This is a genomic window from Arthrobacter sp. KUASC02, from assembly GCF_059739395.1.
Map to the genome: position 1 here is coordinate 894,660 of NZ_AP046053.1, position 14,552 is coordinate 909,211.

Here is a 14,552-nt window from a genome sequence, read left to right on the forward strand (position 1 = left end):
GCGGCCCGGGCTGATATGCATGGTAATCCCCCCGTAAAACGTGTGGTCAGTCCAGCGGAAGCGTGACCGTGACGCAGGTGCCCTCGCCGGGAGCACTGTCTACTGTTGCGGTTCCGCCGGCTTCATGGACTGCTATGGACATCAGGAACAGTCCGAATCCCTGCGGGCGGTTGCCCGTGCGGTCATTGCGGTCGAAGCCTGCCCCGTTGTCAGCCACCGTCAGCCGGATGCCGTGATGCACGGCCGCGAGCCGGACGGTCAGTTCGGTGGCGCCGGCGAATTTGAGCGCATTGCTCAGGGCCTCCTGGGCGGCGTGGTACAGCAACCCGGCAGTACCGGACGGTATCTCGACGCCGTGGTGCGGTGTCTCCCACCGGACCGTGGTTCCCTGTTCCCGCAACGGGGCGGCGAGCCGGTCGATGCAGCCGGCGAGCCCCAGGGCGTGAAAATCCACCGGTGCCTGATCGGTGATGACGCCGTGGATCGCGGCGACCTCATTGGCAGCTTGAGCCTTTTTCATGGCCGTTCCTGCTTCCTTGCAGCCTGTGACGCTTCCTTCTCACGGGTGCTGGGTTCCCGCCTGGATGTATGACTCAAGGGTGGACCGGCGGAATCATGAATGACGCGACTTTGACGCAATTTTGGCTCAAGTTCCCGGAGATTCCGAAGGCGAACTCAAGAGATGCGCAAGATTTGATTCGACGGCAATACGTGCTGTCCCGCCGTGTGTAGGCTCATCATCAACCCCATATGTCCAGTTAGTGGAAATACCCATCCGCGGGCTCCCTGCCGACGAATATGGGGGTGACTGGCTGAACACTATGGGGGCATAGATGGAAGAACGCGGCATTGCCGTTGTAGTAGAGGACGACGACGACGTCAGGAATTCCCTGCGGGAAGTGCTGTCGCAATCAGGGTTCGCCGTCCACGCGACAGCCTCCGGACTCGAAGGTGTTGAGGCGGTCCGCCGGTACAACCCGGTGGTGGTCACCATGGACCTCGGGCTTCCCGACTTTGACGGCCTCGAAGCCTCCCGCCGCATCCGCACGTTCAGCGACGCCTACCTCGTTATTGTGACGGGCCGGGTGGATGAAGCCGACGCGATCATGGGCTTCGAAGCAGGGGCGGATGACTTCCTGACCAAGCCCTTCCGTCCGCGCGAGCTTCGGGCCAGGATCGCGGCCATGCTGCGGCGGCCGAGGCGGGCCGCGCACCCGCCGGCGGGACCGGCCGGTGACGGGCGGCGAGCGCAGAACGCTCCGGCCGAGGCCGTGCCCTCTTCCGTCCCGGCTGTGGCGGCACTCCGGCAGGGTGACCCTGCCGATGCGGACCTCGCCGATTTCGAGCACAACGGCCTCACGCTCAGCGAGGGAACCAGGACCGCCGAGTTCGAGGGGCTGCGGATTGAGCTGACCCGGACCCAGTTCGACCTTCTCCTGGTGCTGCTGGAAAACGGACGCCTGGTGCAGTCCAAGGCCGATCTGGTCCGCCGGCTGAGGAACGAACCCTATGACACCGGCTCCTACGTGAGCACCGCCGAGGAGCGCACGGTGGAAGTCCACATGGGAAACCTGCGGAAACGGCTGGGAGACGACTCGCGCGCGCCCCGGTGGGTCGAAACCGTGCGGGGAATTGGCTACCGGCTGGCGCCGCCGGTGGCTGCCGAATGAGCTGACGGGCGCCTATCCTTAAGCTTGGCGGAGGGAAGCACCGTGACCCCCAAGCAACTGGTGTTCGTAGTGGCTGCCACCGTGGGCGTCCTGGCCCTGGTGCTGATCTCGATCGACTGGCAGCCGGCGGCCCTGCAGGATCCTGCCCGGACGCTGGGTGTCCTCAACGCCCAAGGGGTCATCCGCTGGGGCGAGAACCCGGGCCGGGCTCCATTCTCGGTCTTTGAACTTTCCCTCTTCGTCGCCGTCGGGCTGGCCTTCGTCCTGGCCGGCGTGACCGCCTGGCAGACCCGGCCCAACCGGAATCCCGGCCTGCTGCTGGTGGTGGCCGGACTGCTGTGGCTGGCGGCCGGCGTGCGGCGGTCCAGTGATCCGGTCCTCTTTACCGTGGGAGTGGGGCTGACCCTGATGTACCAGCCTCCGCTGCTGCAGCTGGCCCTCAGCTTCCCCTCCGGGGTCCTGCGCTCGCGGGCGGAACGGGCGGCCGTTGTCTTCTTCTTCGCCGCCTGGGCGGTGATTGCGGTGGCGAGCTGGGCGTTCTTCGATCCCCGGCTGCACGTCGCGGCGGGGGAGTCCACGTCCAAGAACCTGTTCCTCCTGCGGGACAGCCCGGAGCTCACCAGTGCCATCGGCGACGTTGCCCGCATTCTCCAGGTGGGCATCGGCCTGGCAATTGTGGCCGTGCTCGTGGCCCGCTGGCAGTCCGGCTCAGCCGCCTACCGGGCGGCCTTCCTGCCGTTGTGGCTGGCAGTGATCATCAAGACAGCGTCCACCGTCTGGGTGTCCCTTGCCGTGGTCCAGCTGACCGGATCACTGTCCAACGAGGCACTGCTGTGGCAGTACCCGGCGACGGCGATCGTCCCGCTCGCTGTGCTGCTGGGGCTGTGGCGCTACCGGTTCGCCCGCGGCGCGCTCAGCGAGCTGCTGGTGGAGATCGGTGCGGCGCCGGTGAGCGACCGGCTGATCCGCGCCCTCCGCAGGTCGGTCCGGGACCCCACCCTCAGCCTGTGGCGGTGGTCGCCCGCGCTGGCCGGATTCGTGGACGACGAGGGCGTGCCCCGCGCCGTCCCGGAGGACGGATCCGGACGGGCGGCGATGGTGCTGGAGCGCAACGGCACGCCGGTCGGGGCCCTGGTTTTCGACGAAGCGCTCCGGGACCAGCCCCAGCTGCTGGCGGCCGTGCAGAGCGCCACGTCCCTGGCCCTGGACAACCAGAACATGGAACAGCAGCTGCGGGACCAGCTGATCGAGGTCCGCCGCTCGCGGGAACGGATAGTCACCGCCGGGGACGCCCGGCGTCGTGAACTCGAACGGGACCTCCACGACGGTGCGCAGCAGCGGCTGGTGGGCGTATCCATGGACCTTGCCAGGGCACGGCGTGCCCCGAGCCCCGAGGAGATGAAGGTCCTGGTGGCGCAGGCCAGCGACGAGCTCGCCGTTGCACTGGCGGAACTGCGTGAGCTGGCCCGGGGCGTCTACCCGCCGTCGCTGCGGGAAAGAGGGCTGGGCGGTTCGCTCACGGCATTGGCGGAGCGGTCCGCGCTGCCCATCGAGCTGGACGTTGACCTGCCGCTAAGGCCTCCGCCGCCCGTGGAACTCGCCGCCTATTTCATCTGCGCCGAGGCTGTCACCAATGCCGCCAAGCACGCCCGGGCCTCGAACCTGCAGATCGGCGTCAAAGGAACGGCGGAGGGACTCAGCCTGCACGTGACGGATAACGGGATCGGCGGGGCAAGTCCCGGTGCCGACGGCGGCCTCCTGGGGCTGGCCGACCGGGCCGCGGCCCTGGGCGGCTCCCTGACGGTCACCAGCCCGGCCGGCCGCGGAACAACCGTGGCCGCAACCCTGCCGTTCTCGGCCGACCCGACGGAGGACCTCCCATGACACTGCGCGTCGCCATCGCGGACGACTCGGCGCTGCTCCGCCGCGGCCTTGCCGCGCTGCTCAGCTCCGAAGGGCTGGAGGTGGTCTGCGAGGCCGCGGACGCCCAGGAGCTGCTGGGATGCATCGCAGCGCAGCAGCCTGACGTTGCCATCGTGGACATCCGCATGCCGCCCACCTTCACCACCGAAGGCATCCAGGCCGCCACGGCGATCCGCCGCGACCAGCCGGGGACGGGGGTCCTGCTGCTGTCCCAGTATGTGGAGACGGAGAACGCCATGCAGCTCCTGGGGAACGGTGCAAAAGGGCTGGGCTACCTCCTGAAGGAACGTGTGTCCGACATCGACGACTTCATCGACGCCCTGCACCGGGTGGCGGCGGGCGGGACCGCCGTCGATCCTGAACTGGTGGCCCGGATGGTGGCCCGGCCGCACAACGGCCACCAGGGGGAGGACGAGCTCAGCAGCCGCGAGCGGGACGTCCTGGAACTGATGGCCCAGGGGCGCACCAACCAGGCGATCGGCAAGAGCCTGTTCCTGGGGGAGCGGACGGTGGAGGCGCACATCCGGAGCATCTTCCTGAAGCTGGGGCTGCGGCCGGAACCCGAGGACCACCGACGGGTCCTCGCCGTGCTGACCTACCTGCGCCAGCACTAGCAAAACGGCGGCCGCCCCCTGTGGGGACGGCCGCCGGATTGCCTGCGGGGTGCTCGGGCCCGGATGGTCAGGCCTGGCTGGATACGGAACTAGTTGGACATGGACGTGGTGCCGCTGCCGGTCCAGCCGGTGAACGGCGACCAGACGCCACCCACGCCTTCCTGATGCCGGACCTTCTGGTAGACCTCCTCGTTGCCGATCTCGGTGTTGGTCAGCGTGCGGACGTTGTGGATGGTGTGCCAGCCGTTGGCCGGGCCGAGGTAGCGGCTGAACGAGGAGTTGCCGAGGTGGTCGTCACCGTTGGGCCAGTCGTCGCTTTCCCAGCGCTGCTGCTCGATGTTGACGTAGCGGTTGGCACCGCAGTAAACGTTGATCCGGTAGTCCACCAGTTTGGTGCCGGACGAGTTGAAGCCCGCAAAGATGGGCTTGAGCGGCACCACCTGGCAGGCGTAGTTGGTGGCGGCTGCCTGGGCAGGTGCGGCCAGGGCGACGCCGCCCGCGGCAAGTCCCAGCGTCATTGCTGAGACGAGCGCGATCTTGGCGCGGGACGGACGGGACTTCTTTGTTCCGGCGGTCATGGACATTTTTTTTGCTCCTGTTGCGGTGATGGTGGTTTCGGCCAGGAATCCTTTCCTGATGCCGTGTTTCCATGGTCCGCTCGGAGCACTGTCCCTGACTTCCGTGCTAGCACTGTTTAGTGTTAAAGCCGTAGGCATCCGGCAATGGAGGACATATGTCAGCGCACAATATTGCAGGCAAGAAGGTTGCGTTCCTGCTGACCGACGGCGTGGAGCAGGTGGAGCTCACCAGCCCCTGGAACGCCGTGAAGGAAGCCGGCGGCGAGCCCACGCTGGTGGCGCCAAAGACCGGAAAGCTGCAGGGCTACCACGGCACCGAAAAAGGCGAGAAGTTCGACGTCGACATCGCGGCGGCCAATGCCGGCGCCGCTGATTTCGATGCGCTGGTGATCCCGGGCGGAGTGGTCAACGCGGACCACCTTCGCGTGGACAGCGACGCGCAGGCCTTTGCCCGCAGCTTCTTCGAACAGCACAAGCCGGTGGCGTCCATCTGCCACGGCCCCTGGCTGCTCATCGACGCAGGCGTGGTCCGCGGGCGCAGGCTGACCTCGTACCACACGCTCCGGACCGACCTGAAGAACGCGGGCGCCCTCTGGAGTGATGAGGAGGTTGTGGTGGACCAGGGCTTCGTCACCAGCAGGCACCCCGGGGACCTCAAGGCCTTCAACGACAAACTGCTGGAAGAGATCGAAGAAGGCGGGCACGCGGGCCGGACTGCCTGACCGGCACAACCCAGTCAGCAACGTGGCCGGGAAAAGCACAAAGACGAGGAGCCCGACGGCGGTAATTGCCGCCGTCGGGCTCCTCATCTTTGTCGGTGCTTTCTATGTCAGCTGGAGCTGGGTTCGGTGGTGAGGCCCCGGTGGTCCGGCGTTTTGCTGTTTTGTTCCTCGGCCGGTCCCGGGGGTTCGGTGCCATCCGCGCCGGGGCGGGCATCGACAGGGCCGGGCCCGGCATGTCGGCCGGACGCCTGGTCCGCCGGCTTGTCCCTCGGCACCGGGTTGGTTTCGTCCTCGACGCCATCGCTCACGATGTCGTCGGCCTCGTTGTGTTCCGTGCTCATCGACTGCTCCTGATCTCGCGGTGTGGTCCCACGCTACAGGCGGGGTGCGGGTGCGTACAGCGGCGGTCCTTCCTGGGCGTACCTGCCTAGGAGGCGGAAGCCCACTGCCGGAGCTCCCGCGTTTCGCCGTAGGGAACGTCGCGGCTGACGGCCACGGTGTAGGTGGAGTAGCCGGTCTGGGTGACCAGCACGCCGTGGCGGCGTTCCTGCATGGCGTGGCGGAGGGCGATGTCCACGGCGCTGTTGAGGTCGTTTTCGATGGTTGCGGGATCGTGGGCAATGATCTCGAGCAGGATGTCTGAGTGGTGCTTGATCATGGGGTGCTCTCTTTCGCAGGGGTGTGATCGGGGCGGGTGTTCAGGGAAGGCGGCCGGGCCGGGCCGTGTTTCGGTGAGGGGGAATCCGGGGAGGACAAAAAGGGTGCCTTTGAGGCGGGAGGAGATTTGAGCTGAAGGTGATGCGGGGGGCCCGGCATTCTGAGATGGGGCGGGGCCGGTGCGATGCTTCCGGCGGAGGGACCGGGAACGTTTTATCGTTCCTGCGGATCCACCCTAAGTGTGGCCGACCGGGCCGCCGGAAGGCAATCACTTCGGTGGAATTTCTTTTGTGTCCCGCGTCACACGCGCGCAAAGGCGAGGGGCCGACGGCGGAAACTCCCGCCGTCGGCCCCTCGCCTTGGTGTTCTCTTCTCAGCGCTGTCCTTGCTGTTCGTGCTGTCAGTTCTGCCGGCGCCGCGCCAGGTGCTCGCCCACTGCGAAGGCCCGCGTGATGGCGGACCCCAGGGTGGCCCCGCCGCCAGGGTAGTTGTTCCGGAACACACTGGCAGCAACGTTTCCGGCGGCGTAGAGCCCGGGGATCGGGTTCGCCCGGCGGTCCAGCACGCGGCCGTCGAAGTCGGTTTCCAGCCCGCCCGAGGTGCCCAGGACGCCTGCCGAAATCGGCACGGCATGGAACGGGCCGGTGGCCAGGGGAGCCAGGCACGGGTTGGGGGTGTTGCCGGAATCGCCCAGGAAACGGTCCTGGGGTGTGGCGCCGCGGTGGAACTCGGTGTCCACGCCCGCGGCGGCATCTTTGTTGAACCGGGCCACGGTTTCGCGGAGCCCGGCGGGGTCTACTCCGAGCTTTCCGGCCAGTTCCTCCACGGTTCCGGCCGAGGTCATCCATTCCGCCGGTGACCCGGGCGTTGAGCCGGCCACGGGGTACTTGGACAGGTAGGCGGAGTCGAACACCAGCCACGCGGGATTGTTCCGCTGCCGCCCGGTGTGGGGGTCCACCGAGGCGAACACCCGGCAGGCGTCGTGGTAGTTCAGGGCTTCATTGACGAAACGCCTTCCCGCGGCGTTCACGGTGATGGAACCGGGCAGGGTCATCTCCACGTTGCCCATCCGGCCGGACTGCCGTCCGTCATACCGGTGCGCCGGTGCGGCGATCACGGGGACACCCCAGATGGCCGTCATGTCAGCCACTGCCGCCCCGGCTTTCAGGCCCAGTTCCAGCCCGTCGCCCTCGTTGGACGGCGCGCTGATGGGCGTCACCGGGAAGGGCAGGAACGCCTGGCGCAGCCGCGGGTTCCATTCGAACCCGCCGGAGGCCAGGACGACGGCGGCGGCCGTGACGGTCCTGCCTGGGCCGGCGGCACTGTCTCCGCCTGGGCCGAGCGTGACCGTCCAGCCGCTCCCCGCGCGGACCAGGTCCTCCACCGGCGCGGCGGCAGCAATGTGGATACCCCGGTCCAGGGCGCTCGCCAGCAGCCGGCCCACCAGCGCGCCGCCCATGGTGCGCACCCCGGTTTTCGCCCGCGTCGCGAGAAGCGCAGGATCGGCGGCGCGGCCGTTGAGCTCGTCCCGTTCCGTCATGGTCAGGAGCGGGAAGTACGACGACGGCCGGATGGCCTCCGCCAGGCCCGGATAGTCCTGCGGATCGAACGCGTTGTTGTCCAGGCCGCGTCCGCCGTCGGCCGCGCCGTTCCACTCCAGGTGGTAATCCGGGCGGGCGATGGGGGTCATGGACACCCTGGTGCTGCCGGTCAGGTATTCGACGGCGCGCGGTGCGGTCCGGACATACCAGTCGATTTCCGCAGCTGACAGGACGTGCCCCGCTGCCTCCGTGAGATATTCGACGGCGAGTTCATGGCTGTCGCTGAAGCCGGCCCGGGCTGCCAGATGGTTGTTCGGAGCCCACATCACCCCGCCGCCGGCGGCCGTGGTGCCCCCCAGCAGGGCGGCCTTCTCGGCCACCAGCACGCTCAGCCCGGCGTCCGCCGCGCGGACCGCCGCCACCAGGCCGGCTGCCCCGCTGCCGGCCACCACGACGTCGTACGCAGGGGCGAGTTCCTCCACCGGCGTGAGCACGCGGTGGGTGGTGCGGATGTTTGCACCCGGGTTCATGCCGGCGCCCCCGCGAATGCCGTTTCCGGTCCGGTGCCTGAGCCCAGGGCGGCCGGCATCTCGATGAGGATCTTGCCCACCTTCTCAGTCCGGCTGCGCATCAATTCGTAGGCCTGCTGCAGGTCCGCGAAGCCGAAACGGTGCGTCATGAGGGCCCTGGCCTGGTCCGGATGGCGCGCCAGGAGGGCCAGTCCGTCGGGGATCAGGTTGAGGCTGTTCCTGCTGCCCAGCAGGTCCAGTTCCTTGAACGGAATGTCCTTCATGGATACCGTGGCCGAGGCCGCTGAAATGCCCACCTGGACGATACGGCCGGCGCTGGCCACGAGGCGTATGGCGTTCTCCAGCGAGGACGGTGCACCGGTTGCCTCCAGCACCAGGCCGGGGCCGTAGCCCTCGGTCAGCCGCCCCAGCCGCGCCGCCTGTTCGGCGTCGGGGAAGCAGGCGGCGGGGTCAACCAGCAGCGTGTCCACGGCTCCGAAGGCGCGTGCCAGCTCCAGGCGGTCAGCCTCCGTGTCAGCGCAGACCACGTCCACGCCCAGGTCGGTCAGGTACAGGGTGGCGAGCAGCCCGATGGGGCCGCTGCCCAGGACAAGCGCGGTTTCCCCGGCAGCGGGGCGGCCGCGGTTCACGGCCTGCATGGCGATGGAGGCGGGCTCGGCCATGGCGGCCAGTTCCAGCGCCAGGCCCTCGGGAACCGGGCACAGCTTGTCCACCGGGACGCTGAGCACTTCCACCAGGGCGCCGTCGGAATAGCAGCCGATGCAACTGATATTGCGGCAGACGTTGAACCTGCCCTGCAAGCATGGCCGGCAGGTTCCGCAGTACGTCATCGGGCTGACGGCAACCCTGTCCCCGGTCCGGATGCCGGCAGCGTTGTGGCCGATTGCTTCGACGACGCCGGAGAACTCGTGGCCCTGGACCACCGGCAGTTCGGCCGGGTAGTCGTCCTCCCAGATATGGAGGTCAGTGCCGCAGAGCGTGACGTGGTGGATCCGGACCAGGGCGCGGCCCTGCTCCAGGACAGGCTCGGCTACTTCCTCGTAGCTGATGGTTTCCCTGGCAACAGTGCGGGCGGTCAGCATCAGGCGTCCACGCGTTCGGCGCCGAAGAAGATGTTCCATTGCCGGATGGTCCGTTCTTCGATGAGGTTGTTGCTGAAGAACGGATCCAGGTCCATCAGTGCTTCGACGTCGGCCTTGGAATCGCCTTTGAGGATCAGCAGGGCTCCGGGTGATTCCCCGGAGGCGAAGGGGCCGCTCGTCAGCAGCCGGCCGTCGTCGAACTGCGACTTCAGGAATTCAACGTGGCGTGGCCGGTGCTCATCGCGCTCGCCGGCCGTGGCGTCGGAGTAGGCGTAGGTGACGGCGAAAGTTGCCATGGGCGTTGTCCTCTTCGTTGAGTAATTGGTGTCCTTCCATCGTGGGAGCGGGATTGAGACGTGTCCAACACTTATTCGGTCTGGGACTATGTGAGAAGACTACATAGTCATCAGCGGTGCTGAGCGGTACGGAGATCCTGGCGAGGCGGTGTGGGCAGCACGGAATCCGCCAGTTCAAGTGCCAGCTTGAGGGCCGGCGACATGAGGTCCGGATTCCAGGCGATCCCGGACTCCAGCAGCGGCACCGCGCCGGAAAGCGGGATGAAGACCGTGCCGCCGGGCATGATTCCGGCCATGGAGTCGGGCATCAGGCTGACGCCCACACCGCCGGCCACCAGGGAAAGGGCCGTGTAGGGATCGGACACCTCCTGCACCACGCGGGGCCGGAACCCGGCAGCCGTGCACGCCGAGAACACGGCCTCCCGCAACGTGGAACCCTGCGCTGCGGGCATGGTGATGAAGCCGTCGGCTGCCAGGTCGGCCAGGGCAATCTGTGGCCGGCCGGCCAGCGGATGGTCCACCGGAAGTGCAGCGCCCAGCGGCTCCACGGCAATGCGTCGGGTGGCCAGGGAAGGAGCATCCACCGGCAGCCCGATGAAGGACAGATCCAGGGACCCGTTACGGAGCTGGTCCAGGGCATCCTGGGTGAGCAGTCCGCCGCTGAGGGTCAGGTCCAGATGCGGGTAGCTGCTGCGCAATGCCCGGGTGAGCGGGGGGAGGGTCCTATGGTTGAGTGCTCCGGAGAAGCCGATGCTGAGCCGGCCGTACACTTCGCCGCTGTCCGCCGTGGCGGCCCGCCGCGCCAGGTCCAGCTCCTCCAGGATTTTCCGTGCGTGCGGCAGGAAGGCGTAGCCGGCGGTGGTCAGCGAGACGGCCCTTGTATTTCGTTCGAAAAGGTCGGCCCCGAGGCTCTTCTCCAGCTTCTTGATCGTCTGGCTTAGCGGGGACTGCGCCATGCGAAGCCGGTGGGCGGCGCGGCCAAAGTGCAGTTCCTCGGCCACAGCCAGGAAAGCCTCGATCTGCCGCAGCTCCACGTTGTTCCTCCCCGCAATGTTCCCTGATGCGTGCTCCTGATGCGTGCCTCCGCGGCTGTCGCCAGGTGCAGGCCCGCCCACCCCTAGGCTACTTCCACGGGCTGCCTCCACCGGACCGCCGTCCTTTCGCGGCAGGGATATATTGGCAGGAGAAAAGCTGGCACAACCGGGAGGAACCATGGCGAACTCCGCATCGGGGGAGTCCGTCATCCAGCGGGTGGTGAAGATCCTGGATGCCTTCTCCCGGGGGCAACCGCGTTTGACGCTCGCGGAGCTGGTCCGCCTCACCGGCATGTCCAGCAGCACCGCGCACCGCCTGGCCAACGACCTCGTCGACAGCGGTCTGCTCAACCGCGGCGCCACCGGGGACTACGGCGTGGGTGTCAAAATGTGGGAGCTTGCCTCACGCAGCAACCCCCTCGAAGAATTCCGGCGCCGCGGGCTTCCCTTTCTGGAAGGTGTCCACGCAGCCGTCCGCGAGAACGTCTCGCTGTCCGTCCCCGACGTCGAGTCCGGAAGCGTCCTGTACCTCGAACGCCTTGACCGGCACGGCACAGTGCTGAACCTTGCCGACGTCGCCGGGCGGCTCGACATCCACAACACCTCCTCGGGCCTCGCCATGATGGCCCACATGCCCCGCCACGTCCAGGAGCGCTTCCTGGCCGGCCCGCTGGAGAAGACCACGCCCAACACGGAAACGGATCCCGTGAAGATCCGCGCGCACCTGGCCCTCATCCGGGAGCGGGGCTATGTCCGGCTGGCCGGCGTCCTGGTCCCCGAAAACACCGCCTACTCCGTACCGGTGTTCGGCGAGGGCAACAGCGTGATCGGTGCCATCGCCGTCGTCGTTCCTACCGCTGAAGAGAAGCCCCAGCTGATCCTGCCCGTGCTGGTGGCCGCCGGCCGCGGCCTCTCCCGGACCATGGGTGCCGAGCGCCGGCCCTACGGCACCAGGCCATGGCTCGAGCCGGGCCGCCAGGCCGCAGGGGACCGGGCCGCGAAGATCTAGCCAGATCCCGCCCGCCCCTGGTGCCGTCCTGTGGTGCTATCCGATGCCGGGCGTCCCGTTGAATGGGATTTGCCGCTGACATCTGTGATGCCGCTCATACAGTTTTGTTCAGGGATCCACACCACCGCCGGCCGGCCGGCGGAGGCTCCCGGCCCCAAAAACTCTTACGGAACGTGCCACCGCAATGTGGCGGCGGCCCCACCACCCTTAACCCGTGACACTCGATGAGGAGACACTATGGGACATGCCCAGCAACCCCCGGCAGGAGACGTCCGGAGCACCGCCGTCCTGGAATCCGACGTCCTGAACCAGGACAACCAGGAAAGCCGTCCGGCAGCGAACCACCCGGCCAAGATGCCCAGGAAAGCGGCACTGGCTTCATTCCTGGGTTCCACCCTGGAGTACTACGACTTCTTCATCTACGGCACCGCCGCAGCCCTCGTTTTCCCCAAGATCTTCTTCCCCGGCGGCGACCCCGTCGTGGCACTGCTCGGAGCGATGGCAACCTTCGGCGTCGGCTACCTGGCCCGGCCGCTGGGCGGCATCGTGATGAGCCACTTCGGTGACAAGGTGGGCCGGAAACAGGCCCTCATGATCACGCTGGTGATCATGGGAGTCGCGTCCATCGGCATCGGCTTCCTCCCCACCTACGGGCAGATCGGCTACTGGGCCACCGCACTGCTGCTGGTCGGCCGCCTGGCGCAGGGCTTCTCCGCCGGCGCGGAAGCCGCCGGCGCGTCAACGCTCACCATGGAGCACTCCCCGGAGGGCCGCCGCGGCTTCTTCACCAGCTTCGTGATGACCGGCTACGCCTCCGGCATGGTGCTGTCCACGGTGGTCTTCATTCCGCTGGCCGCCCTTCCCGAAGACCAGTTGCTCAGCTGGGGCTGGCGTATCCCGTTCTGGCTCTCCGTTGTGGTCCTCGGCGTCGCTTACTGGATCCGCACCCGCCTGGAGGAACCGCCGGTCTTCGAAGAAGCCGTGGATCCGGGCAAGCCGAAGGGCATCCCGGCGGCCGAGGTCCTGAAGACCCAGTGGCGTGACGTCCTGCGGGTTGCCCTCGTCATGCTGTTCTCCGTCATGCAGACCACCTTCACTGTCTACGCCCTGGCCTACGCCACGGGCAGCTCCATCGGGCTGGACCGGACGCTGATGCTCACGGTCAACGCCGTCACCATCGGCCTGTCCATGTTCACCATCCCGCTGGCCGGCATCATTTCGGACAAGTTCGGCCGCAAGAAGGTGCTGCTGGTGGGCGCTCTCGGCTGCGCTGTCACCTCGTTCGGCTACTTCTGGGCGATCAGCGAGCACAACGTTCCCCTGATCTTCGTCTTCGGGTTCTTGAACATGTCCGTGTTCTACTCCTGCTGGAACGGCGTCTGGACGGTCTTCTTCCCCGAGATGTTCCCCGCCCCGGTCCGCTACTCGGGGATGGCCATCGGCAGCCAGGTGGGCCTGATCCTCACCGGCTTCGCCCCCGTCATCGCCACGATGCTCGCCCAGCCAGGCCCCGGCGGCTGGATCCCGGTGGCGAGCTTCACGGTGGTCTGCCTGGTGGTATCCGCGATCGCCATCGCCACGGCGAGGGAAACCCATAAGACCCCGCTCGAAGAACTCGGACTGCCCCGCAAGCGCCGCGTTTCCGCCTAGCGCCCGCCGGGTAGCCTCCAGCACCGTTTGCCGGCCCAGCACCGCCCACGCACCAGAAAGTTGATTCTCCCGTGACTCCATCAGCATCCGCACCCGCCCGCATCTTCCGCGTCGGCATCGTTGGCTGCGGCGCCATCTCCCGCAACCATCTCGAGGCCTTCGGCGCCCTGGACAACGTCCGGATCGTCGGGGTCTGCGACATCGACCTGGACCGGGCCCGTGCCACGGCGGAGACGTGGGATGTGCCGAACGCCGTGAATACGGTGGGCGAGCTGCTGGATCTCGGCGTGGACATCATCTCGGTCTGCACGCCGCACCCCACCCACGAGGAGGTGGTGCTGCAGTCGGCAGCGGCCGGCGTCCACGTGCTCTGCGAGAAGCCGATCGCCACGGACCTGCCCTCGGCCGGGCGGATGGCCGCGGCGTGTGCCGACGCCGGAGTGAAGCTGGGCGTGCTCTTCCAGCGCCGCTTCTGGCCGGGCGCCCAGCGGATCCGGGCAGCGATCGACGACGGCACCCTGGGCCGCCCCGTCATGGGCCAGTGCTCGGTGATGCTCCACCGCGAACCGGAGTACTACTCCAGGGACGCGTGGCGGGGGACCTGGGCCAACGACGGCGGCGGTGTGCTGATGACCCAGGCCATCCACTACATCGACCTGCTGCAGTGGTTCATGGGGGATATCGCCGAGGTGTACGGCAAGATCAACAGCTACAAGCACGGCGCCAACATCGAGGTGGAGGACTCCGCCACGGCGGTCCTGACCTTCACTTCCGGAGCCATGGCAACGCTGGAGGCCTCGACGGCGGTCTCGCCCAGCCTGGGCGTGCAGATCCGGATCACCGGCGAGACCGGTGCCACCGCGTCCCTCACCGAGTTTCCGGAGGGCAGCGACGGCCGGGTGGACCTCTGGGCAGTCGGCGAAACCATCACCACTGAAGCCGTCCACCCCGCCGGCATCCGCCCCAACGTGGACCTGGCCACCATCAACGGCCAGCTCATCCCGCACCACACCAGCCAGGTCCGCGACTTCGTGGCCGCACTGGAAAAAGGCACCGAGCCGGCCATCACCGGCCAGGACGCCACCAAGGCGCTGCGCATCCTGCTGGCCGTGTACGAATCCTCCCGCACCGGCGTCCCCGTCCGCTTCGCCGCGGTGGACCAGCTGGCCATCACCGGCCAGCCCGCCCCGCCGGAAGCCCCGGCAGCCCAACCAACCAGCCGCATTCCGGCAGCACGTTAGGGAAG

At 67.7% G+C, this 14,552-nt stretch carries 15 protein-coding genes; 7 read left to right on the forward strand and 8 right to left on the reverse strand.

Annotation, left to right across the window (positions count from 1 at the left end):
• Positions 1-46: 46 nt before the first annotated feature.
• Complete coding sequence (locus AC6JAC_RS04145) at positions 47-520, reverse strand: sensor histidine kinase (RefSeq protein ID WP_028271220.1); 474 nt, start codon at positions 518-520, stop codon at positions 47-49.
• A 313-nt stretch (positions 521-833) separates the two neighbouring features.
• On the opposite strand from AC6JAC_RS04145, the gene AC6JAC_RS04150 reads away from it, so the two are divergent.
• From AC6JAC_RS04150 to AC6JAC_RS04160, 3 genes are read left to right on the forward strand one after another with little or no spacing between them, the layout of a single operon-like run.
• Positions 834-1,670: a response regulator transcription factor gene (locus tag AC6JAC_RS04150; protein ID WP_454699411.1), complete on the forward strand. Its 837-nt coding sequence runs from the start codon at positions 834-836 to the stop codon at positions 1,668-1,670.
• 42 nt (positions 1,671-1,712) lie between these two features.
• Positions 1,713-3,554 carry a sensor histidine kinase gene (locus AC6JAC_RS04155; RefSeq protein ID WP_497963529.1) on the forward strand — a complete coding sequence of 614 codons (1,842 nt, stop codon included), beginning with the start codon at positions 1,713-1,715 and terminating at the stop codon, positions 3,552-3,554.
• A complete protein-coding gene (locus AC6JAC_RS04160; RefSeq protein WP_347897103.1) occupies positions 3,551-4,207 on the forward strand; it encodes a response regulator transcription factor in 657 nt (218 codons plus the stop codon). The genes AC6JAC_RS04155 and AC6JAC_RS04160 overlap by 4 nt, the downstream gene beginning before the upstream one ends.
• Before the next feature lie 89 nt (positions 4,208-4,296).
• Here AC6JAC_RS04160 and AC6JAC_RS04165 read toward each other — a convergent pair whose 3' ends face one another.
• Positions 4,297-4,785: a hypothetical protein gene (locus AC6JAC_RS04165; RefSeq protein WP_231511240.1), complete on the reverse strand. Its 489-nt coding sequence runs from the start codon at positions 4,783-4,785 to the stop codon at positions 4,297-4,299.
• A 155-nt stretch (positions 4,786-4,940) separates the two neighbouring features.
• Here AC6JAC_RS04165 and AC6JAC_RS04170 point away from each other — a divergent pair, with 155 nt between their 5' ends.
• The gene (locus AC6JAC_RS04170) at positions 4,941-5,507 is read left to right on the forward strand and encodes a type 1 glutamine amidotransferase domain-containing protein (protein WP_497963531.1); all 567 of its coding nucleotides are present in this window, start codon (positions 4,941-4,943) and stop codon (positions 5,505-5,507) included.
• Between the two features lie 107 nt (positions 5,508-5,614).
• Here AC6JAC_RS04170 and AC6JAC_RS04175 read toward each other — a convergent pair whose 3' ends face one another.
• The 6 genes from AC6JAC_RS04175 to AC6JAC_RS04200 form a co-directional block, all read right to left on the reverse strand.
• Entirely contained in the window at positions 5,615-5,848 is a 234-nt protein-coding gene (locus AC6JAC_RS04175; RefSeq protein WP_028271214.1) for a hypothetical protein, read from the reverse strand.
• An 86-nt stretch (positions 5,849-5,934) separates the two neighbouring features.
• Positions 5,935-6,165, reverse strand: coding sequence for a hypothetical protein (locus tag AC6JAC_RS04180; RefSeq protein WP_051628896.1), 231 nt, complete (start codon positions 6,163-6,165; stop codon positions 5,935-5,937).
• 399 nt (positions 6,166-6,564) lie between these two features.
• Positions 6,565-8,235, reverse strand: coding sequence for an FAD-dependent oxidoreductase (locus AC6JAC_RS04185; protein ID WP_497963534.1), 1,671 nt, complete (start codon positions 8,233-8,235; stop codon positions 6,565-6,567).
• The gene (locus tag AC6JAC_RS04190; RefSeq protein ID WP_497963536.1) at positions 8,232-9,317 is read right to left on the reverse strand and encodes an alcohol dehydrogenase catalytic domain-containing protein; all 1,086 of its coding nucleotides are present in this window, start codon (positions 9,315-9,317) and stop codon (positions 8,232-8,234) included. The genes AC6JAC_RS04185 and AC6JAC_RS04190 overlap by 4 nt, the downstream gene beginning before the upstream one ends.
• A complete protein-coding gene (locus tag AC6JAC_RS04195) occupies positions 9,317-9,613 on the reverse strand; it encodes a YciI family protein (protein WP_497963538.1) in 297 nt (98 codons plus the stop codon). Before AC6JAC_RS04195 ends, AC6JAC_RS04190 begins: the two co-directional genes overlap by 1 nt.
• Before the next feature lie 110 nt (positions 9,614-9,723).
• Complete coding sequence (locus AC6JAC_RS04200; RefSeq protein WP_497963540.1) at positions 9,724-10,647, reverse strand: LysR family transcriptional regulator; 924 nt, start codon at positions 10,645-10,647, stop codon at positions 9,724-9,726.
• A 178-nt stretch (positions 10,648-10,825) separates the two neighbouring features.
• Between AC6JAC_RS04200 and AC6JAC_RS04205 the strand changes: the two genes are divergently transcribed.
• From AC6JAC_RS04205 to AC6JAC_RS04215, 3 genes are all read left to right on the forward strand, one after another.
• Positions 10,826-11,656 carry an IclR family transcriptional regulator gene (locus AC6JAC_RS04205; RefSeq protein WP_028271210.1) on the forward strand — a complete coding sequence of 277 codons (831 nt, stop codon included), beginning with the start codon at positions 10,826-10,828 and terminating at the stop codon, positions 11,654-11,656.
• Between the two features lie 237 nt (positions 11,657-11,893).
• Positions 11,894-13,306 (forward strand): MFS transporter, encoded by a 1,413-nt coding sequence (locus tag AC6JAC_RS04210; RefSeq protein WP_497963542.1) that lies wholly within the window; start codon positions 11,894-11,896, stop codon positions 13,304-13,306.
• Between the two features lie 71 nt (positions 13,307-13,377).
• Positions 13,378-14,547 (forward strand): Gfo/Idh/MocA family protein, encoded by a 1,170-nt coding sequence (locus AC6JAC_RS04215; protein ID WP_028271208.1) that lies wholly within the window; start codon positions 13,378-13,380, stop codon positions 14,545-14,547.
• Positions 14,548-14,552: the final 5 nt, after the last annotated feature.

Coding starts and splice junctions, on each gene's coding strand:
- AC6JAC_RS04185 (WP_497963534.1), bottom strand. CDS start 8,235: ATGAACCCGGGTGCAAACATCCGCACCACCCACCGCGTGCTCACGCCG.
- AC6JAC_RS04205 (WP_028271210.1), top strand. CDS start 10,826: ATGGCGAACTCCGCATCGGGGGAGTCCGTCATCCAGCGGGTGGTGAAG.
- AC6JAC_RS04160 (WP_347897103.1), top strand. CDS start 3,551: ATGACACTGCGCGTCGCCATCGCGGACGACTCGGCGCTGCTCCGCCGC.
- AC6JAC_RS04180 (WP_051628896.1), bottom strand. CDS start 6,165: ATGATCAAGCACCACTCAGACATCCTGCTCGAGATCATTGCCCACGAT.
- AC6JAC_RS04165 (WP_231511240.1), bottom strand. CDS start 4,785: ATGACCGCCGGAACAAAGAAGTCCCGTCCGTCCCGCGCCAAGATCGCG.
- AC6JAC_RS04175 (WP_028271214.1), bottom strand. CDS start 5,848: ATGAGCACGGAACACAACGAGGCCGACGACATCGTGAGCGATGGCGTC.
- AC6JAC_RS04150 (WP_454699411.1), top strand. CDS start 834: ATGGAAGAACGCGGCATTGCCGTTGTAGTAGAGGACGACGACGACGTC.
- AC6JAC_RS04145 (WP_028271220.1), bottom strand. CDS start 520: ATGAAAAAGGCTCAAGCTGCCAATGAGGTCGCCGCGATCCACGGCGTC.
- AC6JAC_RS04170 (WP_497963531.1), top strand. CDS start 4,941: ATGTCAGCGCACAATATTGCAGGCAAGAAGGTTGCGTTCCTGCTGACC.
- AC6JAC_RS04210 (WP_497963542.1), top strand. CDS start 11,894: ATGGGACATGCCCAGCAACCCCCGGCAGGAGACGTCCGGAGCACCGCC.
- AC6JAC_RS04190 (WP_497963536.1), bottom strand. CDS start 9,317: ATGCTGACCGCCCGCACTGTTGCCAGGGAAACCATCAGCTACGAGGAA.
- AC6JAC_RS04195 (WP_497963538.1), bottom strand. CDS start 9,613: ATGGCAACTTTCGCCGTCACCTACGCCTACTCCGACGCCACGGCCGGC.